Origin of the sequence: Salinarimonas sp. (assembly GCF_040111675.1) — a bacterium.
Lineage (GTDB): Bacteria > Pseudomonadota > Alphaproteobacteria > Rhizobiales > Beijerinckiaceae > Salinarimonas.
In genome coordinates this window covers 4,546,481-4,572,584 of record NZ_CP157794.1, presented here as the reverse complement: position 1 = coordinate 4,572,584, position 26,104 = coordinate 4,546,481, and the positions used below count along the sequence as shown (strand labels likewise).

General features: G+C 70.2%; 25 protein-coding genes and 1 pseudogene. 16 read left to right on the top strand and 10 right to left on the bottom strand.

Annotated elements, in window-relative coordinates; genetic code table 11:
• Window positions 1–7 precede the first annotated feature (7 nt).
• The 6 genes from hpf (at window position 8) to ABL310_RS21155 (ending at window position 5,096) form a co-directional block, all read left to right on the top strand.
• Window positions 8–601, top strand: a complete 594-nt coding sequence (gene hpf / locus ABL310_RS21180) for a ribosome hibernation-promoting factor, HPF/YfiA family (RefSeq protein WP_349368978.1) — start codon at window positions 8–10, stop codon at window positions 599–601.
• Window positions 602–758: 157 nt separating this feature from the next.
• Window positions 759–1,223: a PTS IIA-like nitrogen regulatory protein PtsN gene (ptsN, locus tag ABL310_RS21175; protein WP_349368977.1), complete on the top strand. Its 465-nt coding sequence runs from the start codon at window positions 759–761 to the stop codon at window positions 1,221–1,223.
• 72 nt (window positions 1,224–1,295) lie between these two features.
• Window positions 1,296–3,524 (top strand): phosphoribosylformylglycinamidine synthase subunit PurL, encoded by a 2,229-nt coding sequence (gene purL / locus ABL310_RS21170; protein WP_349368976.1) that lies wholly within the window; start codon window positions 1,296–1,298, stop codon window positions 3,522–3,524.
• A 15-nt stretch (window positions 3,525–3,539) separates the two neighbouring features.
• Window positions 3,540–3,776 (top strand): BolA family transcriptional regulator, encoded by a 237-nt coding sequence (locus ABL310_RS21165; protein ID WP_349368975.1) that lies wholly within the window; start codon window positions 3,540–3,542, stop codon window positions 3,774–3,776.
• A 60-nt stretch (window positions 3,777–3,836) separates the two neighbouring features.
• Entirely contained in the window at window positions 3,837–4,172 is a 336-nt protein-coding gene (gene grxD, locus ABL310_RS21160; protein ID WP_349368974.1) for a Grx4 family monothiol glutaredoxin, read from the top strand.
• A gap of 354 nt (window positions 4,173–4,526) precedes the next feature.
• Complete coding sequence (locus ABL310_RS21155) at window positions 4,527–5,096, top strand: hypothetical protein (RefSeq protein ID WP_349368973.1); 570 nt, start codon at window positions 4,527–4,529, stop codon at window positions 5,094–5,096.
• Here the strand turns inward: ABL310_RS21155 and thpR are convergent.
• Window positions 5,081–5,617 (bottom strand): RNA 2',3'-cyclic phosphodiesterase, encoded by a 537-nt coding sequence (thpR, locus tag ABL310_RS21150; protein WP_349368972.1) that lies wholly within the window; start codon window positions 5,615–5,617, stop codon window positions 5,081–5,083. The two genes, ABL310_RS21155 and thpR, sit on opposite strands and share 16 nt — an antisense overlap.
• A gap of 92 nt (window positions 5,618–5,709) precedes the next feature.
• Between thpR and ABL310_RS21145 the strand changes: the two genes are divergently transcribed.
• The 6 genes and pseudogenes from ABL310_RS21145 (at window position 5,710) to ABL310_RS21120 (ending at window position 11,472) form a co-directional block, all read left to right on the top strand.
• Window positions 5,710–6,816, top strand: a complete 1,107-nt coding sequence (locus ABL310_RS21145) for a DUF2336 domain-containing protein (protein ID WP_349368971.1) — start codon at window positions 5,710–5,712, stop codon at window positions 6,814–6,816.
• Between the two features lie 79 nt (window positions 6,817–6,895).
• A pseudogene (locus ABL310_RS21140) lies at window positions 6,896–8,359 on the top strand (CheR family methyltransferase); the annotation flags it as partial.
• 270 nt (window positions 8,360–8,629) lie between these two features.
• Window positions 8,630–10,111 carry an HWE histidine kinase domain-containing protein gene (locus tag ABL310_RS21135; protein ID WP_349372100.1) on the top strand — a complete coding sequence of 494 codons (1,482 nt, stop codon included), beginning with the start codon at window positions 8,630–8,632 and terminating at the stop codon, window positions 10,109–10,111.
• A complete protein-coding gene (locus ABL310_RS21130; RefSeq protein ID WP_349368970.1) occupies window positions 10,108–10,464 on the top strand; it encodes a response regulator in 357 nt (118 codons plus the stop codon). The genes ABL310_RS21135 and ABL310_RS21130 overlap by 4 nt, the downstream gene beginning before the upstream one ends.
• Window positions 10,465–10,543: 79 nt before the next feature.
• Window positions 10,544–10,894, top strand: a complete 351-nt coding sequence (locus tag ABL310_RS21125) for a hypothetical protein (RefSeq protein WP_349368969.1) — start codon at window positions 10,544–10,546, stop codon at window positions 10,892–10,894.
• Entirely contained in the window at window positions 10,891–11,472 is a 582-nt protein-coding gene (locus ABL310_RS21120; protein WP_349368968.1) for a PIN domain-containing protein, read from the top strand. The genes ABL310_RS21125 and ABL310_RS21120 overlap by 4 nt, the downstream gene beginning before the upstream one ends.
• Window positions 11,473–11,497: 25 nt before the next feature.
• On the opposite strand, the gene ABL310_RS21115 is transcribed toward ABL310_RS21120, so the two are convergent.
• A complete protein-coding gene (locus ABL310_RS21115; protein WP_349368967.1) occupies window positions 11,498–12,001 on the bottom strand; it encodes a cyclase dehydrase in 504 nt (167 codons plus the stop codon).
• A 10-nt stretch (window positions 12,002–12,011) separates the two neighbouring features.
• Window positions 12,012–13,184: a zinc-dependent alcohol dehydrogenase gene (locus ABL310_RS21110; protein WP_349368966.1), complete on the bottom strand. Its 1,173-nt coding sequence runs from the start codon at window positions 13,182–13,184 to the stop codon at window positions 12,012–12,014.
• A gap of 222 nt (window positions 13,185–13,406) precedes the next feature.
• On the opposite strand from ABL310_RS21110, the gene ABL310_RS21105 reads away from it, so the two are divergent.
• Window positions 13,407–15,092, top strand: a complete 1,686-nt coding sequence (locus tag ABL310_RS21105) for an acyl-CoA dehydrogenase family protein (RefSeq protein WP_349368965.1) — start codon at window positions 13,407–13,409, stop codon at window positions 15,090–15,092.
• A gap of 126 nt (window positions 15,093–15,218) precedes the next feature.
• The gene (locus ABL310_RS21100) at window positions 15,219–16,946 is read left to right on the top strand and encodes a hypothetical protein (RefSeq protein ID WP_349368964.1); all 1,728 of its coding nucleotides are present in this window, start codon (window positions 15,219–15,221) and stop codon (window positions 16,944–16,946) included.
• Between the two features lie 33 nt (window positions 16,947–16,979).
• On the opposite strand, the gene ABL310_RS21095 is transcribed toward ABL310_RS21100, so the two are convergent.
• The 3 genes from ABL310_RS21095 to ccmA form a co-directional block, all read right to left on the bottom strand.
• Window positions 16,980–17,180 (bottom strand): hypothetical protein, encoded by a 201-nt coding sequence (locus ABL310_RS21095; RefSeq protein WP_349368963.1) that lies wholly within the window; start codon window positions 17,178–17,180, stop codon window positions 16,980–16,982.
• A gap of 178 nt (window positions 17,181–17,358) precedes the next feature.
• Complete coding sequence (gene ccmB, locus ABL310_RS21090; protein WP_349372099.1) at window positions 17,359–18,027, bottom strand: heme exporter protein CcmB; 669 nt, start codon at window positions 18,025–18,027, stop codon at window positions 17,359–17,361.
• Window positions 18,021–18,665 (bottom strand): heme ABC exporter ATP-binding protein CcmA, encoded by a 645-nt coding sequence (gene ccmA, locus ABL310_RS21085; protein WP_349368962.1) that lies wholly within the window; start codon window positions 18,663–18,665, stop codon window positions 18,021–18,023. The genes ccmB and ccmA overlap by 7 nt, the downstream gene beginning before the upstream one ends.
• A 221-nt stretch (window positions 18,666–18,886) precedes the next feature.
• On the opposite strand from ccmA, the gene acnA reads away from it, so the two are divergent.
• Entirely contained in the window at window positions 18,887–21,586 is a 2,700-nt protein-coding gene (gene acnA / locus ABL310_RS21080; protein ID WP_349368961.1) for an aconitate hydratase AcnA, read from the top strand.
• 95 nt (window positions 21,587–21,681) lie between these two features.
• On the opposite strand, the gene ABL310_RS21075 is transcribed toward acnA, so the two are convergent.
• Both ABL310_RS21075 and ABL310_RS21070 read right to left on the bottom strand, forming a co-directional pair.
• Window positions 21,682–21,918: a DUF6894 family protein gene (locus ABL310_RS21075; RefSeq protein WP_349368960.1), complete on the bottom strand. Its 237-nt coding sequence runs from the start codon at window positions 21,916–21,918 to the stop codon at window positions 21,682–21,684.
• A 70-nt stretch (window positions 21,919–21,988) separates the two neighbouring features.
• Entirely contained in the window at window positions 21,989–22,390 is a 402-nt protein-coding gene (locus tag ABL310_RS21070; protein ID WP_349368959.1) for a DUF2237 domain-containing protein, read from the bottom strand.
• A gap of 154 nt (window positions 22,391–22,544) precedes the next feature.
• Between ABL310_RS21070 and ABL310_RS21065 the strand changes: the two genes are divergently transcribed.
• On the top strand, window positions 22,545–23,987 hold the full coding sequence (locus tag ABL310_RS21065) for a PQQ-dependent sugar dehydrogenase (RefSeq protein ID WP_349368958.1): 1,443 nt from the start codon (window positions 22,545–22,547) through the stop codon (window positions 23,985–23,987).
• Window positions 23,988–24,047: 60 nt separating this feature from the next.
• Here ABL310_RS21065 and ABL310_RS21060 read toward each other — a convergent pair whose 3' ends face one another.
• Window positions 24,048–25,013, bottom strand: a complete 966-nt coding sequence (locus ABL310_RS21060) for a GTP-binding protein (RefSeq protein WP_349368957.1) — start codon at window positions 25,011–25,013, stop codon at window positions 24,048–24,050.
• A 42-nt stretch (window positions 25,014–25,055) separates the two neighbouring features.
• Window positions 25,056–26,087: a metal ABC transporter substrate-binding protein gene (locus tag ABL310_RS21055; protein ID WP_349368956.1), complete on the bottom strand. Its 1,032-nt coding sequence runs from the start codon at window positions 26,085–26,087 to the stop codon at window positions 25,056–25,058.
• Window positions 26,088–26,104: the final 17 nt, after the last annotated feature.

Here is a 26,104-nt window from a genome sequence, read left to right as displayed (position 1 = left end):
GACGAGAATGGCCTTGCGCATCTCCGGCAAGAACATGGACATCGGCGAGGCTTTGCGCGCCCAGGTCCAGGACCGCGTCGACGCGGCGATCGCGAAGTATTTCGACGGCGACGTGACCGGCCACGTCACGGTCGAGAAGGAAGGCACCGGCTTCCGCACCGAGTGCGTGATCCACATGCCGACCGGCGTCACCCTCGAATCGGAGGGCATGGCGCACGACGCCTACGCCGCCTTCGATTCGGCCGCGCATCGCATCGAGAAGCGCCTGCGCCGGCACAAGCGCCGCCTGCGTGATCACCAGTCCGACCTGAAAGGCAACAAGATCGCGCCGATCGAGGCGGCCTACGCGATCCTCGAGGCGCCCACGGAGGACGTCGAGGAGGAGGCCGAGGCGCCCGAGGCCGAGTACCATCCCGTCGTCATCGCCGAATCGACGCGGGCGCTCCACACCCGATCCGTTTCGGACGCCGTGCTCGAGCTCGACCTGTCGGGTGCGCCGTTTCTCGTGTTCCTCCATGCTGGCACCGGCCGCATGAACGTCGTATATCGCCGCCACGACGGGGCGATCGGCTGGATCGATCCGCCCGAATCGGCGCGCTGACGCCGGATGCGCAACCGTCCCCGCGGCTCGTCCCGGGGGCCGATCACGAGGAGCTGCGATCTCGGAGATGCCGCGAACGATGGCGCGAACCTTGCCTTTTCGGTCCCCGTCCGAAGGCGCCCGTCGCCCGCCGAGCCGCCCGAGCCTGTCGATCGTCATGCCGCTTGTCGAAATCCTCTCCCCGAACGCCATCGCGCCCGCGCTCAAGGTCGGCGGCAAGAAGCAGGCTCTCCAGGAGCTCGCTTCCCATGCCGCCGGCCTGACGGGCCTCGACCAGCACGAGATCTTCGAGACGCTGCTGCAACGCGAGCGCCTCGGCTCGACGGGCGTGGGCGAGGGCATCGCCATCCCGCACGGCAAGCTCGCCTCTCTCGACAGGCTGTTCGGCTTCGTCGCGAGGCTCGAGAAGCCGATCGACTTCGACGCCATCGACGGCATGCCCGTCGACGTGCTGTTCCTGCTGCTCGCGCCCGAGGGCGCCGGGGCGGACCATCTCAAGGCGCTGGCCCGCGTCGCCCGCGTGCTGCGCCGGCCGGGCGTGCTCGATCGTCTGCGCTCCGCGCACGACGCCGACGCGATCTACGCCGTGCTGACGGAGAATTCGGAGCCGGCCGCCGCGTGATCAGTCGGTCCCCGCCGATTGCGTCCGCGCGCGCCAGCCGTTAAGGCCGTGCGATCAGCCGGGACCCCGACCATGACCGATCCGAAGACGCCCCCCATCACGAAGGAGCTCGTGGCCGAGCACGGCCTCAAGCCCGAGGAATACGAGCGCTTCGTCGCGCTGATCGGCCGGGAGCCGACGCTCACCGAGCTCGGCATCGTCTCGGCGATGTGGAACGAGCACTGCTCCTACAAGTCCTCGCGCATCCACCTGCGCGGGCTGCCGACCTCCGCGCCGTGGGTGATCCAGGGGCCCGGCGAGAACGCCGGCGTCATCGACATCGGCGACGGGCTCGCCTGCGTCTTCAAGATGGAGAGCCACAACCACCCGAGCTTCATCGAGCCCTATCAGGGCGCGGCGACCGGGGTGGGCGGCATCCTGCGCGACGTCTTCACGATGGGCGCGCGGCCGATCGCGGCCTTGAACGCCCTGCGCTTCGGCTCCCCCGATCACCCGAAGACGCGCCATCTCGTCTCCGGCGTCGTCGCCGGCATCGGCGGCTACGGCAATTCCTTCGGCGTGCCCACGGTCGCGGGGTCGGTGGGCTTCCACACGGCCTACGACGGCAACATCCTCGTCAACGCCATGGCGGTGGGCCTCGCCCGGACCGACGGCATCTTCACCGCCAAGGCGACCGGGGTCGGCAACCCCATCGTCTATCTCGGCTCCAAGACCGGCCGCGACGGCATCCACGGCGCGACGATGGCCTCCGCCTCCTTCGACGAGAGCGCGGAGGAGAAGCGCCCCACCGTGCAGGTCGGCGATCCCTTCGCCGAGAAGCTGCTGCTCGAGGCCTGCCTCGAATTGATGACGACGGGCGCCGTCGTCGCGATCCAGGACATGGGCGCGGCCGGCCTCACCTCCTCATCGGTCGAGATGGGCGCCAAGGGCGATCTGGGCATCGAGCTCGAGCTCGACGCCGTGCCCTGCCGCGAAGAGGGCATGACCGCCTACGAGATGATGCTCTCCGAGAGCCAGGAGCGCATGCTCATGGTGCTCGAGCCCTCCAAGCGCGCGCTGGCGGAGGCGATCTTCGCCAAGTGGGGGCTCGATTTCGCGGTGATCGGCAGGACCACCGACACGCTGCGCTTCGTCGTCAAGCACCAGGGCCGCATCGAGGCGGACCTGCCGATCAAGGAGCTCGGCGACGAGGCCCCGGTCTACGACCGCCCGTGGGAGCCCTCGCCGAGGCGGCCGGCGATCGAGCCGGCGGACGTCTCGGCGCCCGTTCCCGACGACGAGGCGCTGCTTGCCATGGTCGGCTCGCCGGACCTGTGCTCGAAGCGCTGGGTGTGGGAGCAGTACGACCATCTCATCGGCTCGAACACCGTCCAGCCGCCCGGCGGCGACGCCGCCATCGTGCGGGTGCTGGAGGGGCCCAAGGGCCTCGCGCTGACCACCGACGTGACGCCGCGCTATTGCGAGGCGGACCCGGTCGAGGGCGGCAAGCAGGCCGTGGCCGAGGCGTGGCGCAACATCTGCGCGGTCGGCGGGCGCCCGCTCGCCATCACCGACAACCTGAATTTCGGCAATCCCGAGCGGCCCCGGTACATGGGCCAGCTCGTCGGCTGCCTGCGGGGCATCGGCGAATCCTGCCGCGCGCTCGACTTCCCCGTCGTGTCGGGCAACGTCTCGCTCTACAACGAGACCAACGGGCGCGGCATCCTGCCGACGCCCACGATCGGCGGCGTGGGCGTGCTCGACGATTGCGCGGTTCACGCGACGATCGCCTTCAAGCGCGCCGGCGACGCCGTGGTGCTGCTCGGCGAGACGAACGGCTGGCTCGGCGCCTCGCTCTACCTCGCCCTCGTCTGCGGCCGCGAGGAGGGCGCGCCGCCGCCGGTGGACCTCGCCGCGGAGCGCCGCGCGGGCGAGCTGGTGCGCGGGCTGATCGCCGAGGGCGTCCTCGATACGGTGCACGACCTCTCCGACGGCGGCCTCGCGGTGGCTCTGGCCGAGTGCTGCATGGGCCGCGGGATCGGGGCTTCGATCGAGACGCTGCCGGAAGGCGCGTCGGGCCCGCTGCCCGCCCACGCCGCGCTCTTCGGCGAGGACCAGGGCCGCTACCTCGTCGCGGTCCCGGCGGACCGGCTCGACGCGCTCCTCGCCCGCGCCGCCGCGGCGGGCGTTTCCGCCGCGAGGCTCGGGGAGACCGGCGGGGACGCGTTGATTCTGCCGGGCTCTCGGGCCATATCTGTGACGTCGTTGAAGGACGCCCACGAATCCTGGCTGCCGGCGTACATGGCGGCCGAGCCGGCCTGAGGAGGCCCCGTTCCGATGCCGATGGACGCGCGCGAGATCGAACGCATGATCAAGGAGGCGATCCCGGACGCCACGGTGGAGATCCGCGATCTCGCCGGCGATGGGGACCACTACGCCGCGACCGTCACCTCCGCCTCCTTCAAGGGCAAGAGCCGCGTGCAGCAGCACCAGATGGTCTACGCGGCTCTCCAGGGCCGCATGGGCGGCGTGCTGCACGCGCTGGCGCTGACGACGATTCCCGCCGAGACTTGAAACCGGGTCTCGCACCCATACGAGGTCCGGCGCCTTGACCGCCGGAGCAAGGAGAGAGCCATGTCCACGGCCCACGAGACGATCGACACGGAAGTGAAGTCGAACGACGTCGTGCTCTTCATGAAGGGCACGCCTCAGTTTCCCATGTGCGGGTTCTCGGGCCAGGTGGTCCAGATCCTGAACTACCTCGGCGTGCCCTACAAGGGCGTCAACGTGCTCGACGACGAGGGCGTCCGCCAGGGCATCAAGGACTATTCCAACTGGCCGACGATCCCGCAGCTCTACGTGAAGGGCGAGTTCGTCGGCGGCTGCGACATCACCCGCGAGATGTTCCAGTCGGGCGAGCTGCAGCAGTTCTTCACCGAGAAGGGCGTGCCGGTGAAGCAGGGCGCGTGAGGCGCTTCGCTCATCGAGGGAGCTCGTGGCGTCTCTCGGTTCGGCGAGCCACCGTGCTCCCCTCCGAGATGGGTGCCACGACGGGGGCTGTGTACGAGCGACGTGCCGTCTATCCTTCCCTGTAGGGGAAGGTGGCTCGGCGAAGCCGAGACGGATGGGGCGCGGCGCGAACGCGACGCGTTCCGCGAAGCGGAAGGGCTCCGGCTGCCGACGTTCGCTCCCGTCCATTTCGGCTTCGCCGAACGCGCGTTCCGCGCGCCCCATCCGTCACCGCGCTTCGCGCGGCGACACCTTCCCCTACAGGGAAGGAGAGGGTACGGCGCCCTCGCATTCACCGTCGAGGAGCGTGATCCCATGGGCGAGGCGAAACGCAAGGCGAAGCTCGGCGTCCCGGCCTCGCCTTGCCGCGGCTGCACCTATTGCTGCTCGCTTCCCGAGATCCACGCCCTCGACAAGCCGATGTACCGGCCCTGCCGGCACATCGCCGGCCAGGCCTCGGGAGGCCTCGGCTGCGGGATCTTCGGCGCGCCCGAGCGGCCGCAGACCTGCCTCGCCTACGAATGCGCCTACCTGACCGCGCATCGCACGAACCACCCGAACCGCCGGCGCATCCCGCATCCGCTCGACGCCGGCGCCTATTTCCACCGCGACCCGATCGAGAACGCCTTCGTCCTCTTCGTCGACCCCGACCGGCCGCTCGCCTGGAAGCGCACCGGGCTCGTGGACGTGCTCCGCTCGGCCGTGCAGGCGGGCATGCCGCTCGTGGTCTTCGACCGCGGCCGGCGCATGGCGATCGCCAACGCCCGCCATTTCGAGGAGATCGTCGCGCGCGACTACGTCGCCTTCGCCGACCGGCAGGGCCTGCCCCGCGACGTGCCGGGCTGGGAGGCCGAGCGAAGCCCCTCGGCTCAGCCCAGCGGATAGGCCGCCTCGACCACGTAGGGCCCCCCGCCGGTCCCCTCACGCGCCGAGAACACCGCGACGCGCTCGGCGGTGAAGGCGAGCCGCTCGAACGGCGCGCGCGCCGCGATCCACTCCGCGACCGCATGCGCCGGCACGTGCTTCAAGCGCCCCAGCGTCACGTGCGGCTTGAACTTGCGCCGCTCCGGCTCGAGCCCGGCGCGGCGCACCAGCCGCTCCGTCTCCTCCTGGAGCGACACGAGAGCCTCCGTCGCCAGCACGCTCGCGAAGACCGCATGCGGCTTGTCGCCCCCGAAGGACCCGAGCCCGTCGAGGACGACCTCAACGGGCGCGCGGGCGCGCGCCTCGGCGAGGAGCGCGAACACGTCCTCGGCCACGATGTCGTCCACGTCGCCGATGAAGCGCAGGGTGACGTGGTAGTTCTCCGGCTCGAGCCAGCGCGCTCCCGGGAGCCCGCCGCGGCAGCCGGCGAGGGCGTCGACCACCGTCTCCGGCAGCTCCAATCCGACGAACAAGCGCGGCACGACGGCCTCCTTTCCCGGCATGATGCCGATTTCACAATTCCATAAGGACTTTATGCCGTAATCCTACGCCACAGGAGCAGGATGGTCCCAGCATGACGGCATTGCTCAGCGTGATCGAGGAGATCGACGAGATCGTGTCCGGCGCGGACGCCCGCCGACGCACGGCCATGCTGCGCAAGGTGACGAACCTGTTCCTGGAGAAGGCGCCCGAGCTCGACGAGGACCATGTCGGCGCCTTCGACGAGGTGATCCTGCGGCTGGCGCGAAATCTCGAGTTCCGAGCCCGGCTCGAGCTCTCCGAGCGGCTCGCCGACCACGAGCTCGCCCCGCGCCGGGCCGTACGCGACCTCGCCTTCGACGACGACGGCGCGGTGGCCGCGCCGGTGCTGACGCGCAGCCCGCGCCTGTCGGAGGACGATCTCGTCGCCGTCGCCGAGCGGAAGGGGCAGGCGCACCTCCTCGCCCTGTCGCGTCGGGTGAGCCTCTCCGAGCGCCTCACCGACGTTCTGATCGATCGCGGCGACACCTCCGTCGTGCGCTCGGTCGCCGACAACGAGGGCGCGCGCTTCTCGCCGCGCGGGTTCACGACCCTGCTGGAGCGCGCCCGCGCCGACGGCGAGCTGCAGGCGGTGCTCGAGACGCGCAGCCATCTCTCGCCCGAGCAGGTGACGCTCCTCGTCGAGATCGCCCGCGAGAAGGTGCGCGAAACGCTCCAGGACGAGCTCGGCCAGCGCATGCAGCGCGCCATCGACTCGGTCGTCGAGGATCTCGCCCGCCACATGGCCGACACCGACGCCCCGGACGTCGCCAAGGCCGACCTCGCCGGTTCCGTCGATTTCGTCCGCGCCCGCGCGCGCACCCGCAAGCTCGAGGAGCGCGACGTCGTCGACTGGATCAACCGCAACCGCGTGGAGGACGCGCTCGCGGCCATCGCCGAGCTCGGCGGTATCCAGGTCGAGATGGTGGCGAACGCCTACCACGCGCCGGACTACGAGGCCCTGCTCTTCGTCGTGCGCGCCGTCGACTTCACCTGGTCGACGCTGAAGCTGATGCTGACCAGGAAGGCCGGCCGCACGCCGCCCATGGAGCTGACGAAGGCCGCCTTCGAGAGCTTCGAGAAGCTCTCCGTCGAGAGCGCCCAGCGCGTCCTGCGCTTCGCCGCCGCACGGGAGCGGTTCGGACGCGACGGGGGGATGTGAGGCGAAACGACCGACCGATGTCGGTCGCCGACGCCGCATTCACGCCGACGCCTTGCGCCGCGCGCACCGCCGACCTTACATGTCGAGGGGGGCGGCAATCCGTCGCCCGGGAGGGCGCATGGCGGACGAGAGCGCGACGAGCAAGCGAATTCCCATCGTGGGTATCGGGGCGTCGGCCGGCGGGGTGGAGGCGCTGGAGGGCTTCTTCCGCGGACTGCCGCCGGATCCCGGTCTCGGCATCGTCATCGTCACGCATCTCAACCCCGAGCGCGAGAGCCTGCTCCACGAGATCCTGCGGCGCTACACGCCGCTCGAGGTCCGTCTCGCCGCGGACGGCGCGCGGGTCGAGCCCGACACGGTGCACGTCCTCGCCGCGGGCGACCTCGTCGGGATCGAGGACGGGCGCCTGCAGGTGCTTCGTCAGGACCCCTCCAACCGCGAACGCAAGCCCATCGACGTCTTCTTCAGCGCGCTCGCCAAGGACCAGGGCGAGTACGCGGTCGGCGTCGTGCTCTCCGGAGGCGACGGCGACGGCACGCTCGGCGTGAAGGCCATCAAGGAGCATGGCGGGCTCACCGTCGCGCAGGCCTCCGACGGGACCTCGCCGAAGCACGCGGACATGCCGGAGACCGCGATCTCCGCCGGCTTCATCGACCTCGCGCTGCCCGTCGAGGACATGGGCGCGCGGCTCGTCGCCTTCGCGCAGGACGTCGACCTGCTCGCCCACGTCGCCGAGGAGGAGCCGGCCGGCGCCGGGGCGCCGTCGGGCAATCGCGCGGCCTTCGAGCCGATCCGGCAGGAGATCTGCGGCATCCTTCGCAACCAGGTCGGCCACGATTTCGGCGGCTACAAGCCGAAGACCTTCCTGCGGCGCGTGCACCGGCGCATGCAGGTGCTCGGCATCGCCACGGCGGAGGCGTACGTCGACCGGCTGCGCGACGACTCGAAGGAGGTGACCGCGCTCTTCCGCGACCTCCTGATCAACGTCACGGCCTTCTTCCGCGACGCCGAGTCGTTCGAGTCGCTCCGGAAGGACGTGATCCCGAAGCTCTTCGAGGGCCGCGGCGCCGACGAGACGGTGCGCGTCTGGGTGCCCGGCTGCGCCACGGGCGAGGAGGTCTACTCCATCGCCATGCTGATGCACGAGCACATGCAGACCCTCAAGGCCGTGCCGCGCGTGCAGATCTTCGCCACCGACATCGACGAGCACGCCCTCGCGGTGGCGCGCGCGGCGCGCTACCCGACGCCGCTGCTCGACGGCGTCTCGGAGGCGCGGAGGAAGCGCTTCTTCCTGCCCGACGGCGGCACGCACGTGATCGCGAAGGAGATCCGCGACATGTGAATCTTCTCGCCGCACAGCGTCATCCGCGATCCGCCCTTCTCGCGCATCGACCTCGTCTCCTGCCGCAACCTCTTGATCTATTTCGGTCCGCAGATCCAGGAGCAGGTCGTCCCGATCTTCCACTACGCCCTGCGCCCACGGGGCTACCTGTTCCTCGGCCTGTCGGAGAACATCGGCCATTTCGGCGATCTGTTCGCGCCGGTGAACAAGACGCTGCGCATCTTCCGCGCGCGCGAGGACGCGGCGCCGGCCGTCCACCTGCCCGCCCTCGTGGGGCGCTTCCATCCCCGGGAGCTCGGCGGCGCCCCGCGCCCGCCGAGCCGGCAGGCCGGCGGCGCCGCCCTGCGCCAGGCGGTGGAGACGCTCGTGCTCTCGCGCTTCTCGCCGCCGCATGTCGTCGTCAACGCCGACGGCGACGTGGTCTACGCGTCGAGCCGCACGGGCCGCTTCCTCGAGCTGTCGCCCGGGCTGATGAACCGGCAATTGCTCGCCATGGCCCGCAAGGGCCTGCGGGTCGATCTCCAGGCGGCGGTGCGCGAGGCGGCCCAGAACGGGCGCGCCGTCCGGCGGGAGAACGTCGCCGTGGAGACCGAGGAGGACCGCCTCCAGCTCGCGACCATCGTCGTCGAGCCGCTGGTGATCCGCGACGAGCCGCTGCTGCTCGTGCTGTTCGAAAGCCAGGGGCCCTCGTTCGCCCAGGATGCGGCGCTCCGGCCCTCGCCGGCGCGCGGGGATGACACCGCGCTCCACCTCGAGCGCGAGCTGCGCGAGACCCGCGAGCGGCTCCAGGGCATGATCGAGGAATACGAGACGGCGGTCGAGGAGCTGAAGTCCTCCAACGAGGAGCTCGTCTCGGTGAACGAGGAGCTGCAATCGACCAACGAGGAGCTGGAGGCCTCGAAGGAGGAGCTGCAATCGCTCAACGAGGAGCTCCACACCGTCAATGCCGAGCTCTCCGGCAAGGTCGAGGAGCTCGACCACGCCAACAGCGACCTGCGCAACCTGTTCGAAGCGACGCAGGTCGCCACCGTCTTCCTCGATCGCGAGCTGAAGATCCGCAGCTTCACCCCGGCGATCTCGCAGATCTTCAACGTCCTGCCGAGCGACGCCGGGCGCCCGCTCACCGACCTGTCGAGCCGGCTCGACCTGCCGGATTTCGTCGCATCCGTGCGCGACGTGCTCGAGAGCGGAGAGGGCATGGAGATGCGCGCCGCGCGCGCCGACGCGGACGTGCACTACCTGGTGCGCCTCGCGCCCTATCGCGACGGCGGCGACAAGACGAGCGGCGTCGTCGTCACCTTCGTCGACGTGACCCAGCTGACGCGGGCGCAGATCCATCAGCGGCTCTTGATGGACGAGCTGAACCATCGGGTGAAGAACACGCTCGCCACGATCCAGGCCATCGCCGGCCAGAGCTTCCGGGGCGCCGCGGATCCCGCGGACGAACGCGAGGCCTTCACGGCGCGTCTCCTCGCCCTGGCGGGGGCGCACGACGTCCTCACCATCGAGAGCTGGGAGGGCGCCGATCTCGACGAGATCGTGCGCGTCGCGCTGCGGCCGTTCTCTCCGGATTCCGGCGCGCGCATCCGCATCGAGGGGCCGCAGGTCCGCCTGAGCCCGCGCGCCGCGGTGGCGATCGCGCTGGCGCTGCACGAGCTCGCCACCAACGCCGCGAAGTACGGCGCCTTGTCCGCCGAGGACGGCAAGGTCGCCGTGGTCTGGAGCGTCTCGGGCGCGGGCGAAGCCGAGAGGCTCCACCTGCGCTGGGAGGAGCGGGACGGCCCGCGCGTCGTTCCGCCCGAACGCCGCGGCTTCGGCTCGCGCCTCATCGAGACGGGCCTCGCGGCGGAGCTGCAGGGCACGGCGGAGCTTCGCTACGAACCAACGGGGGTGGAGTGCGTTGTCGACGCGCCGCTGCGTGCAGCCCAGGCGGTCGGCGAGGGAGACACATGACGGCGGACCGACGCCCACGCGCGCTCGTGGTGGAGGACGAGGTTCTCGTCGCCATGATGCTGGAGGACACGCTCGACACGCTCGGCTACGCCGTGGTGGGTCCCGCGCATCGCCTGCGGGACGGTCTCGCGGCCGTCGAGCGCGAGGCGATCGACGTCGCCGTGCTCGACGTCAACCTCGACGGCGCGCGCTCCCTTCCCATCGCCGACGCCCTCGCCGCCCGCGGCATTCCCTTCGTGTTCGCCACCGGCTACGGCGAGGCCGGCCTCGCCGGCGCCCACCCCGACGCGCCCGTGGTGCGCAAGCCCTTCTCCATCGACGACATCGGCTGCGCCCTCGCCCGCGTGCGCTGACGCGCGCCGAGTGATGGGGTGCGCTTGCGCGTGCGCCTTCGGCGAACTACAGTTTCTACAGGATCTGGAGGAAACCGCCATGGCCGGGCGCAGCGTTTCGGGATACGTCGACGAGCACGTCGCCGACCGGCTTCAGGCCGTGGCGAAAACCGAAGGGCGCACGCCGGCGAGCCTCGTCGGCCAGGCGCTCAGCCTCTACGTTTCGCTCCCGGAGACGGCCCGGACGTCCCTGCGCCGCATGGAGACGCTCGCCACCCCCGAGGAGCGTGACTGGTTCCGGGGCGAGCTCGTCAGGCTTCTCCTGCGGGCCGACATGACCCTCACCCAGCGGCGCATGGCGGACGAGCTGCGGGATGCCCTGCCGCCCGCCGACGACGAGGAGGCGATCGCCGACGCCGCGCTCGCCTGGGAGCGCGCGGTAGAGTCGTGAGCGCTTTTCGTCTTTGCGTCGACTTGAATGTGTGGATCGGCGCGTTCATCGCAGACGCTCAGGGGAAAACCGGAACCGCGAGCCAGTCCGTGGTCCGCGCGATCCAGGACGGGCGAGCGGCGCTCGGCCCACTTCAGCTCGCGATCTCGCATGCGATGCTGTCGCGTCTGCATCAGGTCATGACGAGGCACGGCGTTTCGCTGGACGAGGCGAGCCGGCTCGTTTCGCTGATCCATGCGCTCGCCCTGGTCGGGCCTGCGGCGGAGCCGCCCCATCTGGTCCTCGGCGGCGGCGTGCTGCCGACCCGCGATGCCCGCATGCGCGAACGCGACCCGTACGACGCCACCGCCGCTTCGGCTCCGCTGGACATCGAGGATGGACGCGTCGTCGACGTCGCCGTCGCAGGACGCGCAGATGCGCTGGTGACCTGGAACTTCGCCGACTTCACCCATGGATCGGACACCGTCGTGATCGCCGGCCGGGTTCATGTCCGGGAAACGGCCGCGCACAGGCTGACGATCATCCGTACGCCGGAGATGGCGGCGTGGCTGCGATCCGGAGAGCGACCGCGGCCGTAGCTGTGAGGCGCCTGACGCCGCCCCCTCAATACACCCCCGCCATCTCCCGCGCCTTGCCGCGCATCCGCTCCGGCGGGCGGGGGAAGCCGACGCGGTCGCGGTAGTCGCGGAGCGGACGCGGCGGGCGGGGCGTCTCGCGGGCGAGCGTGGCGGCGCAGGCGATGTCGAGGAGCGTCACCGCCGCCACCGTGCCCAGCGCGATCTGCGTGCGCCGGCGGCGCCGAGGCGATCCGTCGCGGCCTTGCGCGAGCGTTACGAGATCGGCCGCGTCGCCGAGCACGCGCGCCCAGACCCACGGCATCGGGTCCCTGGCTGCCAGCAGCGCGACGCCGGTGGCGATCTCGCGGGCGCCGTAGCCGCGCACGATGGCCTCGTGATCCCGCAGCCCCGCCGTCTCCGCGATGGCGCGCGGCGCGGCGAGCTCGGCGAGGCCGAGCCCGATCGAGAACAGGCCGAGCGCATGGGCGAGCCGATCGGTGGCGCGGTCGGGATGGCCCCGGCGGGGCGAGCCTTCTGCTTCGTAGCGCATCGCTTGCTCCTCAGGGCTTGAGCACGACCTTGACGCAGCCGTCCTTCTTGTCGCGGAAGGTCCGGTAGAGGTCCGGCCCGTCGGCGAGATCGGCGACGTGGGTGATGACGAAGGTGGGGTCGAGCTGGCCCTCCTCGATCCGGCACAGCAGGTCGTCGGTCCAGCGGGCGACGTGGGTCTGGCCCGTGCGCACGGTGATCCCCTTGTTCATGAGCGCGCCCATCGGGATCTTGTCGACGAGGCCGCCATAGACGCCGGGGATCGAGATCGTGCCGGCGGGGCGCACGAGATAGACGATCTCGCGCAGGGCATGCGCCCGGTCGCTCTCGGCCATGACGGCCTGCTTGGCGCGGTCATACATCGAGTCGAGATGCCCCGAGACGTGCGCCTCGAGGCCCACCGCGTCGATGCATTTCTCCGGGCCCTTGCCGCCGGTGAGGTCGTCGATGCGCTCCATCACGCTCTCGACCGCGAAATCGATCGGGATCGCGCCTCCCGCCGCCGCCATGTCGAGCCGCTCGGGCACGCGGTCGATGGCGATCACCTGCCGGGCGCCGAGCAGCACCGCCGCGCGGATGGCGAACTGGCCGACGGGCCCCGCGCCCCAGACGGCGACCGTGTCCGTCTCCTCGATGCCGAGCTGCACGGCCGCCTGCCAGCCCGTAGGCAGAATGTCGGAGAGGAAGAGCAACTGCTCGTCGGAGAGGGTGGAGGGCGCCTTCACGTGCGTCGTGTCGGCGAAGGGCACGCGGATGTATTCCGCCTGGCCGCCGGCATAGCCGCCGGTGAGGTGCGAGTAGCCGAACAGGCCGGCGGTCGGCCGGCCGAACGCCTTCGCCGCGACCGAGGCGTTGCGGTTGGAGCGCTCGCAGACGGAATAGTTCCCCCGCCGGCACTGCCAGCACTCGCCGCAGAAGATGGTGAAGGGGATCACCACACGGTCTCCCGGCTTCAGCGCATGGCGCGCGCCGGGCGCGACCTCGACCACCTCGCCCATGCATTCGTGGCCCATGACGTCGCCGGACTGCATGCCGGGGACGAAGCCGTCGTAGAGATGCAGGTCCGAGCCGCAGATGGCGCAGGACGTCACCTCGACGATGGCGTCGCGGTCGTCCTCGATCTGCGGATCCGCGACCTCGTCGCAGCGGATGTCGTGCTTGCCGTGCCAGGTGAGCGCGCGCATGAACCCCTCCGTCGGGCGAGCGCAGGAGCGCGCCCGGCGGACCATACGCGACGCGTGCACGGTGGTTCCGACGGCCGCGCTCCCCGCCCCGTGACCTCAAGCCGCGCTTGCAGGCGGCTGCCTCCGACCAAAGTGCGGATCGATCCCAGCCGCGCAGACGTTATGCTGCAGCGCGAGAGAGATCCGCACCTTGCGGACACCCCCGAGGAGGAGGACGCGCCGATGACCGCCATGCCCGCCATCGCCCAGACCGAGGCCGCCGAGGATCTCGTCGCGCTGCTCGCGGACGCGTCGAAGGCGATCGACGACATTCTGGCCGAGGCGCGCCGGCGTGTCCGGGCGCGCGTGATCGCGGGCGAGCGCGTCTCGGGCGCGAAGCTGGAGGCCGAGCAGCACGCGGCCCACGGCCTCGCCTGGCTCGCCACCTACGCCCAGGCGATCCGCGAGATGGCGTCCTACGCCGAGCGCCTCTCGGGCGAGGGCCGCTTCGGCGAGATCGAGGCGCTCGTCACCCGCGTCGCCGCCGGCGAATATTGCGCCCAGGTGCTGGGCGGCATCCCGATGAGCCAGGGCGAGACCGTGCGCCTGTCCGCCTTCGGGCTGATGGCCACGGATGTCGCCAAGCTCGTCACGCCCGGCGTCGAGACGCTGATCGAGACCGGCAACACCGTCGAGACCCGCGCCCGGCTGGTGACGCTCATCCGCGAGAGCCAGGGCTCCGCCACCGTCGGCGACGCCGGCCTCGACGAGACGCTGGAGGCGATCCGCGCCGAGATGGCGCGCTTCTGCGAGGGCGAGGTGGCGCCGCATGCGCACGAATGGCACCTCCAGAACGCCTACATCCCGATCGAGGTGATCGCGAAGATGGCCGAGCTCGGCGTGTTCGGGCTCACCATCCCGGAGGAATACGGCGGGCTCGGCCTCTCCAAGGTGTCGATGTGCGTCGTCTCCGAGGAGCTCTCGCGCGGCTATATCGGCGTCGGCTCGCTCGGCACCCGCTCCGAGATCGCGGCCGAGCTGATTCTCGGCGGCGGCACCGAGGAGCAGAAGCAGGCGTTCCTGCCCGGCATCGCGTCCGGCGACATCCTCCCCACCGCGGTCTTCACCGAGCCGAACGTCGGCTCCGATCTCGCCTCCCTGCGCACCAAGGCGACGCTCGAGGGCGAGGTCTGGCGGGTCAACGGCAACAAGACCTGGATCACGCACCCGGTCCGCGCCGACCTCATGACCATGCTGGTGCGCACGAAGCCCGAGGAGCCGGGCCACAAGGGCCTCTCCATCCTGCTCGGCGAGAAGAGCCGCGGCAGCGACGAGACCCCCTTCCCGGACGAGGGCCTGTCCGGCGGCGAGATCGAGGTGCTCGGCTATCGCGGCATGAAGGAATACGAGCTCGCCTTCTCGGACTTCGCCGTCCCGGCCGGAAACCTCCTCGGCGGCGTCGAGGGCCAGGGCTTCAAGCAGCTGATGGCGACCTTCGAATCGGCGCGCATCCAGACCGCGGCCCGCGCGGTGGGCGTCGCCCAGAACGCGATGGACGTCGCCCTGCGCTACGCCGAGGACCGCGTCCAGTTCGGCAAGCCGCTGATCGAGTTCCCGCGCGTCGCCGACAAGATCGCGCTGATGGCCGCCGAGATCCATGCGGCGCGGCAGATCACCTACTTCTCCGCGCGCACCAAGGACGAGGACAAGCGCTGCGACCTGGAGGCGGGCATGGCCAAGCTGCTCGCCGCCCGGGTCGCCTGGGCCGCGGCCGACAACGCGCTCCAGATCCACGGCGGCAACGGCTTCGCTTTGGAATACCCGGTGAGCCGCATCCTCTGCGACGCCCGCATCCTCTCGATCTTCGAAGGCGCGGCCGAGATCCAGGCGCAGGTCATCGCGCGTCGGCTGGTGGAGGCGCAGGGGTGAGGCGGCGCACGAGGCCCTCGGAGGGGACCACTTCCGCTGTCTGAGCGCACTCCGCTCGTAGATGATCGTCACGGTTGACGTATGCATGGACGGGTGGCATTCCCCGCTAAGGAGGATTGCCGCCCCATGTCGCCCGAAACCGTCTATGCCTTTCTCACGCGGCTCTTTCCGGACGGCACGCGGCCGGAGCAATCACCCGGCTGCGACAAGGCGCCGAGCCTGCCGACGGACGTTTTCGCGGCCGCCGCGTCGCTGGTCGAACGTTGCGAGGTCTATCGCCACGTGATGGCGTTCGAAGGGGTCGCGAGCGCCGCGGGCGCACCGGGCGAGCTCGTCGTTTCGCCGAGCGAGCGGCAGACATGGATGGACCTCGGCGCGCGCTGGCGCGAGTCGCCGAAAGACGCCGCCGCCGACATCCAGGCATACTGGGATCGACTGATGAATGCCGGAACGGCAAGGGTCGACGGCGTGCAGGGCGAAGCCTGCCCGGCCTGGTGGCGAGACGCCCTGGCGCTGCTCGTCATCGCCGACGAGGCGAGCCTCGGCCTGGGCTTCGCGGCGCCGACGCTGCATTGGTCGGAGCTTCTCCTGCGGGACGCCAGCTATCGCGAGGAGGCGTTCGAGGACGCGGCTGCCGGGCACATCGTACAGACGAAGGCGCCCGACAGCTTCTGCTTTCGCGCCAGTCCCTACGTCGCGCGTGTCGTGCCCAAATCGCGCGCTCCCCGCGTCGGCTGCACCATGCGGACGCTCAGCCACAATCTCGCGCTGCTCGCACCACGCAGCTCGGCCGCTGTCTCGTGGCTGCGCAAGGCCTCGTCCGCCCAGGACGGTGGAAAGGCGTTGAATATCCTGGTCGTCCCGTTCCCGTACACGATCGAGGCGCGGTGCTTCTCGGGGCGGCCCGTCGATGTCGCCGGGGTCGACGAATCCTGGGGCTTCTTCGACATAGAGCAGCGCTGGCTCCTCGCCGACGGCGTCGAGAGCGCGGACAGCCGTGCGCAGCAGCGTGAAAGGATCGTGACCTTCATCCTGGATCTGGTCGCCCGGGCCCAGGAAGACGTCGCGCGCGTCGACGCGATCGTGCTGCCCGAGGGCGCCTTGGACTGGCCGTGCTATCGCAAGCTGGTCGAGGCTTTGCGCGAACGCCAGACGACGTCGCCGCTCGAGTTCATCATCAGCGGCGCGAGCGGGTTCCGCGACGACCCCAACAACTTCGTCCTCACGACCACGTTCTCGCAGACCGAAGACGGATGGGTCGCGGTGACGAACGGGCAGGCCAAGCACCATCGGTGGAGGCTCGACGAGCGCCAGATTCGCACCTACGCGCTCGGATCCGCCCTCGATCCGAGCCGCTCCTGGTGGGAACAGATCGCGGTCGACGCGCGTCGCATCGGGCTGACCGTGTTCCGGCGGCATTCGAGCTTCGCGGCCATGATCTGCGAGGATCTCGCGCGCAGCGAGCCCTGCCACGCCGCGATCCGGGCCGCCGGCCCGAACCTCGTCTTCGCCCTGCTGATGGACGGCCCGCAGCTGCCTCAGCGCTGGGCCGCGCAATACGCGACGGTTCTCGCAGACGATCCCGGCTCGTCCGTTCTGACCTTGACGTCGCTCGGCCTCATCGAGCGTTCGAACATGTCGCGGCAGGGCCAGGCGAGCAGAACGGTCGCGCTCTGGAAGGACGGCGACGTCGGGACCGTGCCGCTCGACCTGCCGGCGGGCCGGCACGCCATCCTCCTCACGCTCACCAGCGCGTCGGCTTCGGAGATCACGCTCGACGGTCGCAAGAACGACGACGCCGTGAGCTGGCGCTACAGCGGGCACCAGTACGTGACATCGCGAAACGGGATATAGGGAAGCCGATCCTACGGTGGCGGCGCGTCGACCTCAGGAGGCGGCCTTGACCGGCGACCTGTCGCGAGACGACGGGAAGGAGGGCCGGATGTCGACCATGTTGCCGAGCGCGAGATCGACGTAGACGTCCGACTTCAGGTCGATTCCCTGAAGCTTCTTCTCGAGCTCCTTCTTCTGCGCCTCGATGAAGGCCCGTTCCTGCTTGAGGAGGCTCGCCTTGCCGCTGAAAGTCATGCTGATCCTCTACGTAGCGCTCGCAGCCAGGGAGACCGTAAAAGTTGTCCGCCCCGTCCAGCACATAGACGCTTCGCCGAGGGGGCGCAAGGAGAATAGGGCACGCGCCGTGTTAAAGAAAGCGTGAACCGCCGAGTTGCACGCTCGTCAATGGGCCGAATGTCGCAGGCGCCGCCGCTCACTCCCCCTGCCTGAGCGCGAGCGCCGCCCCCACCGTGCCGATGACGGCGCTCACCAGGGTGATCGCCGCGAGCATCAGGAGCGGGGTCGTGAACGGGATGTCGCCGCCGCGCGCGGCGTTGGCGGCCGAGACGCCGAAGATGAGCGTGGGGATCATCAGCGGCAGGACGAGGATCGCCAGGATCAGCCCGCCGCGGCGGATCGTGGCGGTGAGCGCCGCGCCGATCGCGCCGATGAAGGTCAGCGCCGGCGTCCCCACCAGCAGCGTCGCCGCGACGGCGGCCATGCCGACGCCGTCGAGGGCGACGAGGAGGCCGAAGAGCGGCGCGGCGATCGCCAGCGGCAGGCCGGTGGTCAGCCAGTGCGCCGTCACCTTGGCGAGGACCACGGCCTCGAGCGGCAGCGGCGAGGCCGTCATCAGGTCGAGGGAGCCGTCCTCCTCGTCGGCCTGGAACAGCCGGTCGAGGCCGATCAGGGTCGCGAGCACCGCGCCGATCCACAGGATGGCGGGGCCGATGCGGGCGAGCAGGTTCAGGTCCGGCCCGAGCCCGAAGGGCACGAGCGTGACGATCATCAGGAAGAAGACGAGCCCGAGCCAGCCCGAGCCGCCGACGCGGGCGGAGAGGACGAGGTCGCGGCGCACGAGGGCGAGGAAGGCGCTCACCAGCCGCCCTCCGCGTCGAGCGTCGCTCCCGCGGCGCGTGCGGCGGCCGGCGTGATCTCGAGCCGCTTCGGGTTCTCGAGGCCGAGCGTCTGGTGGGTCGCGACGATCAGCATGCCGCCGTCCGCGAGATGCTCCTTCATCAGGGTCGCGAGGGTCTCCTGCGAGCCGACGTCGAGCGCCGAGGTCGGCTCGTCGAGGAGCCAGAGCGGCCGATGCGCGACGAGGAGCCGCGCCAGCGCCGTGCGCCGGCGCTGGCCGGCGGAGAGGTAGGCGACGGGAAGATCGTGCGCGTGCGCCAGGCCGACGCGCGACATCGCCTCGCGCGGCGAGAGGCCGCGCGCGCCGAGCAGCGCCGCCGCGAAGGCGAGGTTCTCGCCCGCGGTGAGCGCGCTCTTGAGCCCGTCGCGATGGCCGACGAGGTGGAGGCATTCCGGCAGCGTGCGCTCGCCCGCCCCCTCGACGCGGATGCGCCCGCCCGCCGGCCGCAGGCGTCCGGAGAGCACGGAGAGCAGCGTGGACTTGCCGGCGCCGTTGCGCCCGGTCACCACCAGCGCCTCGCCCGGTTCGAGCGCGAAGGAGACCCCCTCGAAGACGCGCCGGCCCGAGCGGCGGCTCTCCAGATCCTCGACGACGAGACGCAACGGGAATGTTCCACTTCAGTGTTAGTCCTAACTGGACCTCGGACGTGTAGCGCGACGCGCGCAAATGGACTATAGGGGCCTCGGCTGCGCCGTGCCGCGTGACTGACGTCCTAACCGTTTTCGCGCGCATGAGAAGTCCGGGCGCTCCCGGAGCGGCGCGCGCAACCCGCGCATCAGGCCGAAACCAACCGTCCGTTCAACGCGCACGCGAGGATTCGCCAGTGACGTCGCTCGATAGCTTCAAGGCCCGCCAGACCCTCACGGTCGGCGACAAGACCTACACCTACTACTCCCTCACCGAGGCCGAGAAGAACGGCCTGAAGGGCGTCTCGCAGCTGCCCTTCTCCCTCAAGGTCCTGCTCGAGAACCTGCTCCGTCACGAGGACGGACGCACGGTCACGAAGGAGGACATCGCCGCCGTCGGCGAATGGCTGGAGAACCGCGGCAAGGCCGGGCGCGAGATCGCCTACCGCCCCGCCCGCGTCCTGATGCAGGACTTCACCGGCGTGCCGGCGGTGGTCGACCTCGCCGCCATGCGCGACGGCATCGCGGCGCTGGGCGGCGACCCGACCCGAATCAACCCGCTGGTCCCGGTCGATCTCGTCATCGACCACTCGGTCATCGTCGACGAGTTCGGCACGCCCAAGGCGCGCGAGCACAATGTCGAGCTGGAGTACCAGCGCAACGGCGAGCGCTACCGCTTCCTGAAGTGGGGCCAGTCCGCCTTCGACAATTTCTCTGTCGTCCCGCCCGGCACCGGCATCTGCCACCAGGTGAACCTCGAGTACATCTCGCAGGCCGTGTGGGTGCGCAAGGACCCGGAGACCGGCGAGGACGTCGCCTATCCGGACACGCTGGTCGGCACCGATTCGCACACGACCATGGTCAATGGGCTGGCCGTGCTCGGCTGGGGCGTCGGCGGCATCGAGGCGGAGGCCGCGATGCTGGGCCAGCCCGTGTCGATGCTGCTGCCCGAGGTGATCGGCTTCAAGCTCACCGGCAAGCTCAAGGAAGGCGTCACCGCCACCGACCTCGTGCTCACCGTCACCGAGATGCTGCGCAAGAAGGGCGTGGTCGGCAAGTTCGTCGAGTTCTACGGGCCCGGCCTCGCCGACATGCCCGTCGCCGACCGCTCGACCATCGGCAACATGGCGCCGGAATACGGCGCGACCTGCGGCCTCTTCCCGATCGACCAGCGCACGATCGACTATCTCGAGGTCTCCGGCCGCGAGGAGGACCGCATCGCGCTGGTGCGCGATTACGCGCAGGCCCAGGGCATGTGGCGCACCGCCGACACGCCGGACCCGGTCTTCACCGACACGTTGGAGCTCGATCTGGGCGACGTCGTGCCGTCCATGGCCGGCCCGAAGCGCCCGCAGGACCGCGTGCTCCTCACCAACGCCAAGAGCGCCTTCGAGGGCGCCATGGAGAGCGAGTTCAAGAAGGCGCTCGACGGCAAGCGCTACAAGGTCGAGGACACCAACTTCGACATCGGCCACGGCGACGTGGTGATCGCCGCGATCACCTCGTGCACCAACACCTCGAACCCGTCCGTGATGATCGGCGCGGGGCTGCTGGCCCGCAACGCGGTCGCCAAGGGCCTCACGGTCAAGCCCTGGGTGAAGACCTCGCTCGCCCCCGGCTCGCAGGTCGTGGCGGAGTATCTCCAGGACGCCGGGCTGCAGGACGATCTCGACGCGCTCGGCTTCAACCTGGTCGGCTTCGGCTGCACCACCTGCATCGGCAATTCCGGCCCGCTGCCGGCGCCGGTGTCGAAGGCGATCAACGACAACGACCTCGTCGCCGTCTCGGTCCTCTCGGGCAACCGCAACTTCGAGGGCCGCGTCAATCCGGACGTGCGGGCGAACTATCTCGCCTCCCCGCCGCTCGTCGTCGCCTACGCCATCGCCGGCTCGATGCTGGTGGACGTCGCCAGCGAGCCGCTCGGCACGGGCTCGGACGGCAAGCCGGTCTACCTTAAGGACATCTGGCCCTCCGCCGCGGAGATCCAGGAGTTCATCGACCGCACGGTCACGCGCAAGCTCTTCCGCGAGCGCTACGCCGACGTCTTCACCGGCGACGACCACTGGCGCAAGGTCGAGGTCGAGGGCGGCATGACCTACGAGTGGCAGATGGGCTCGACCTACGTGCAGAACCCGCCGTATTTCGAGGGCATCACCAAGGAGCCCGAGCCGATCACCGATATCGAGAACGCCCGCGTGCTGGGCCTCTTCCTCGATTCGATCACGACCGACCACATCTCGCCCGCGGGCAACATCCGCGTCGCCTCTCCCGCCGGCGCCTACCTGCAGGAGCACCAGGTGGCGGTGGCCGACTTCAACCAGTACGGCACCCGTCGCGGCAACCACGAGATCATGATGCGGGGCACCTTCGCCAACATCCGCATCAAGAACCAGATGGTGAAGGACGACAGCGGCGCCGTGGTCGAGGGCGGCTACACGATCCACCACCCCTCCGGCGAGAAGATGTACATCTACGACGCCGCCATGCGTTACGCCGACGAGGGCGTGCCGCTGGTCGTCTTCGCCGGCAAGGAATACGGCACGGGCTCGTCCCGCGACTGGGCGGCGAAGGGCACGAAGCTGCTCGGCGTGCGCGCGGTCATCGCCCAGTCCTTCGAGCGCATTCACCGCTCGAACCTGGTCGGCATGGGCGTGATGCCGCTCGTCTTCGAGGAGGGCACGTCCTGGCAGTCGCTGGGCCTGACCGGCGCCGAGCAGGTGACCCTGCGCGGCCTCGCCGACGTCAAGCCGCGCCAGACGGTCACCGCCGAGATCACCCGCGCCGACGGCTCGACGATCGAGGTGCCGCTCACCTGCCGCATCGATACGCTCGACGAGCTCGAGTACTACAAGAACGGCGGCATCCTGCACTACGTGCTGCGCTCGCTCGCGGCCTGAGCCGCGGGCGCGAAGGCCCGACATGAAGAGCCCCGCGGCCGGAGACGGTCGCGGGGCTCTCTGTTTCCGGAGCGGGGCATGCGCAACGCCGGGGCTCACGCCGTCGGGATCGCCTCCTTGAACGGGAATTCCAGCACGCGGCGGTCCTGCTCGTCGCGGACGTCGAAGCACCAGGTCGCCCGGTCCTCGTCGTGCTTCACGCCTTCCGACATCTCGATCAGCGCCCGGTCGATGGCTTCCTTGCGCACGGACTCGTCGTCGGGCAGGCGCACGCCGTCGGTGTCCGGGTGGACGCCGCGGTCGGAGCGGATGTGGAAGTAGAAAACCGGCATCGTTCCTCTCTCTCGATCGGGAAACGCCGCCCGCCGGGGCGGCGTTCCCGCATCGCAACATGCGCGGACCCTAATCCGAGGCCGCGTGCGCCTCCAAGTCCTCCAATCGGATGAGGTCGAGGGCGCGGGCGTGCGTGGCCTCGAGCCGTACGGGCGGGGCGACGCCCGCCTCCAGCGCCTCCCTCCAGCGCAGCGCGCACAGGCACCAGCCGTCGCCCTCCCGCAGTCCGGGAAAGTCGAATTCGGGGCGCGGCGTGAGGAGATCGTTGCCGCGCGCCTGGGAGAAGCGCAGGAATGCGTCCGTCACCACCGCGCAGACCACGTGCGTGCCCACGTCCTCGGCGGACGTGTTGCAATAGCCGTCGCGGTAGAAGCCCGTGCGCGGGGCCGAGCAGCACAGCGCGAGCGGCCCGCCGAGCACGTTCCTCGCGCCGCCGCCGTTTCCGCCGAAGCGGTGGGATTGGTCGTTCATCGTGTCCTCCGGCCCGTGAGCGCTCGGCCGAACATGGCGCGTCGGCCACGGCGGGGGAAGGCCGGGCGGGGGCGACGATCGCGCGCGGGAACCGCGACGGTCCCCTCCGGTTGCCCGAGGAACGCCATTCCCTCCAGCCGACGGAGATCGCCCCGTGACGCAGCATACGACGCGCCTTCTCGCCGCCACCAGCCTCGCCGCTCTTCTCGCCGCACCCGCGGCGCACGCTCAGGGTGGGGCCGCCGCCGTCGGCGACGCCGCCGCGAGTCCCGTCGTGCCCGCCATGCAGGACCAGGAGATCGGCAAGCGCTTCCGCGTCGAGGCCGCGGACCTGCCGCCGCCGCAGCCCGACGAGGCCGTGCGCAACCCCGCCCTCGTCGTCTCCCGGGACGGCCGCACGCCGACCGTTCCGCAAGGCTTCGACGTCTCGCTGTTCGCGGAGCTCGACGGCCCGCGCAAGCTCTTCGTCCTCGACGGCGGCGGTCTTCTCGTCGCGCGCCAGTACCAGGGCGACGTCATGTATCTCGGCGACGAGAACGCGGACGGGAAGGCCGAGGTGGTCAGCTTGTTCGCCACCGGCTTCGAGCAGCCCTACGGCCTCGCGCAGATCGACGAGGGCGCGCATGCCGGCCATGTCCTCGTGGCCGACACCCGCGGCATCTGGCGCGTGCCCTACGCCGCGGGCGAGATCCGCGCCACGGGCGGCGAGATCTTCATGCCGCAGGCGCTCGAGGACGTACCCGAGGGCGAACGGGAGCCGCAGCGGCCGATGGATCATTTCGCCGTGACGGAGCAGGGCGTCTTCGGCGGGGCGAACGGGCATTCGACCCGCTCGCTCCTGCGCGACGAGGAGGCCGGCGTGATGTATGTGGGCGTGGGCTCGGCCGGCAACATCGCCGTCGAGGAGGAGCCGCGGGCGACGATCCAGGCCTTCGATCTCGACGGCTCGAACCAGCGCACCTACGCGTCCGGCACGCGCAACCCGATCGGCATGGCGCTGCATCCGCAGACGGGCGCGCTCTGGGCCGTGGTGCAGGAGCGCGACGGGCTCGGCAACGAGCTCGTGCCCGACTACCTGACGCAGGTGCAGGAGGGTGGCTTCTACGGCTGGCCCTACGCCTATGCGGGCGGCCTGGAGCAGCCCGAATTCGCCGACCGCGCGCCGGAGAAGGTGGAGGCGACGCTCCTGCCCGACGTGATGTTCGAGGCGCATTCCTCGGCCATGAACCTCGCCTTCTACGACGCGGACATGTTCCCGCAGGATTATCGCGGCGACGCCTTCGTGGCGCTCAAGGGATCCTGGAACCGCGCCGACCCGACCGGCTACAAGGTCGTGCGCGTGCCCTTCCAGAACGGCGAGCCGGAGGGCGGCTACGAGAACTTCATGACCGGCTTCTGGGTCGAGGGCGACGAGCGCGCCGTGGTCTGGGGGCGCCCGACGGATCTCGCCGTGATGCCGGACGGCGCCCTGATCGTCGCCGACGAGGTTTCCGGCACGCTTTGGCAGGTGACCTACCAGGAGACCCCCGAGGCGACCGGCGCGACGGGCATGACGCCGATGTCCGAGGAGGAGATGGAGGGCGAGACGGCGCGGTGAGCCGCACCGAATACGCCTCGGCCGAAAGGGGCGAGCTCGATCGGGCTCGCCCCGTCTTCGTCACGCCGCGCAGGCGAGGAAGCCCTGGCGGATCTCGTCGGGCTTCAGGTCGCGGCCGATGAACACGACGCGGGACCGGCGCGGCTCGTCCGGCTTCCACTCGCCCTGGACGTCGCCGTCGAGGATCATGTGCACGCCCTGGAAGACGAAGCGCCTGGGCTCGTTCGGGAAGGCGACGATGCCCTTGCAGCGCAGGATGTTCGGCCCCTCGACCTGGGTGTAGTTCGAGATCCAGGGCATGAACTTGTTGGGGTCCACCTCGCCGTCGAGCGTCACGGAGACGGACTGCATCTCCTCGTCGTGGTGATGGTGGTGGCCCTCCTCCAGGAAGTCGGGCTCGATCTCGAGGATGCGCTCGAGGTCGAAGGCGTTGCGGCCGAGAACGGCGTCGAGCGACACCGCGCAGCGCTCGGTCGTGTGGAGCTTGGCGTAGGGGTTGATGGCGCGGATGCGGCGCTCGACCTCGGCGAGCTCGTCCGGGGAGACGAGATCGGCCTTGTTGAGCAGGATCACGTCGGCGAAGGCGATCTGGTTCTTCGCCTCCGGCGCGTCCTTCAGCCGCTCGGAGAGCCACTTGGCGTCGGCGACCGTGACCACCGCGTCGAGCCGGGCGTTCTCGGAGACGTCCTGGTCGACGAAGAAGGTCTGGGCCACCGGCGCCGGGTCGGCGAGGCCGGTCGTCTCGACGATGATCGCGTCGAACTTGCCCTTGCGCTTCATCAGGCCGTCCATGATGCGGATCAGGTCGCCGCGCACGGTGCAGCAGATGCAGCCGTTGTTCATCTCGAACACTTCCTCGTCGGCGCCCACGACGAGGTCGTTGTCGATGCCCACCTCGCCGAACTCGTTGACGACGACGGCGTAGCGCTTGCCATGCTCCTCGGTGAGGATGCGGTTGAGGAGCGTCGTCTTGCCGGCGCCGAGATAGCCGGTGAGCACGGTGACGGGGATCTTGTCGTCTGACATGGGGCAGGCTCGCGGTCGCGATGGAAAGGGACGGGGAGGCCCTCAGGGGGCGAGGGCCTCGCTCAGGGTCCTTATATTGTGACGCATCATGTCGATGTAAGTGGGCGCGGGGCCGTCGGGGCCGGAGAGCGCGTCCGAATAGAGCGTGCCGCCGATCTCGGCGCCGGTCTCGTCGGCGACGCGGCGGATGAGGCGCTCGTCGGTGATCGACTCGACGAAGACCGCGTCGGCGCCCGTCTCGCGGATCTGGGTGATCAGCATGGCGACGTCGCGGGCGGAGGCTTCCGATTCGGTGGACACGCCCTGGGGCGCGATAAAGTCGAGGCCGTAGGCGCGCTCGAAATAGCCGAAGGCGTCGTGGCTGGTGACGACGGTGCGACGCTCCTCCGGGATCGTGGCGATCGCCGCCGCGATCTCGGCGTCGAGGACCTCCAGCTCGGCGAGGTAGGCCTCGGCATTGGCCCGGTAGGCATCGGCGCCGTCCGGGTCGGCCTCGATCAAGGCGTCGCGAATGTTGGTCACGTAGACCATGACGTTCTCGACGTCCTGCCAGGCGTGCGGGTCGTAGAAGCCGTGCAAGTGGCCGTCGGCGTGCGCATGGTCGTGATCATGGTCGTGGTCGTGGTCGTGGTCGTGGTCGTGCGCGTGGTCGTGCGCGTGGTCGTGGTCGTGATCATGATCGTGCGCGTGATCGTCCTCGCCGTGGCTGTGCGCCTCCTGCGTCTCGACGAGGCTCGCGCCTTCGCTCGCCACCGCGATCGTGGCGCTCGTGCCCGAGGAGGCGATCAGCCGCTCGATCCAGCCCTCGAACTCGAGCCCGTTGACGAACACGACCTCGGCGTCCGCCACCCGGCGGGCGTCGGCGGGCGTCGGCGAGTAGACGTGCCCGTCGCCGTCGGGCCCGACGAGGGTGGTGAGCTCCACCCGCTCGCCGCCCACGTTGGCGACGAGGTCGCCCAGGATCGAGAAGGTCGCCACCACCGGCAGCTTCTCTTCCGCGAAAGCCGGCGTCGCGAGCGACGCGGCCAGGGCGACGGTGGAAAGCAACGTTACAACGTTACACTTGGTTCGCATGAGAAGCTCCTGCGTCG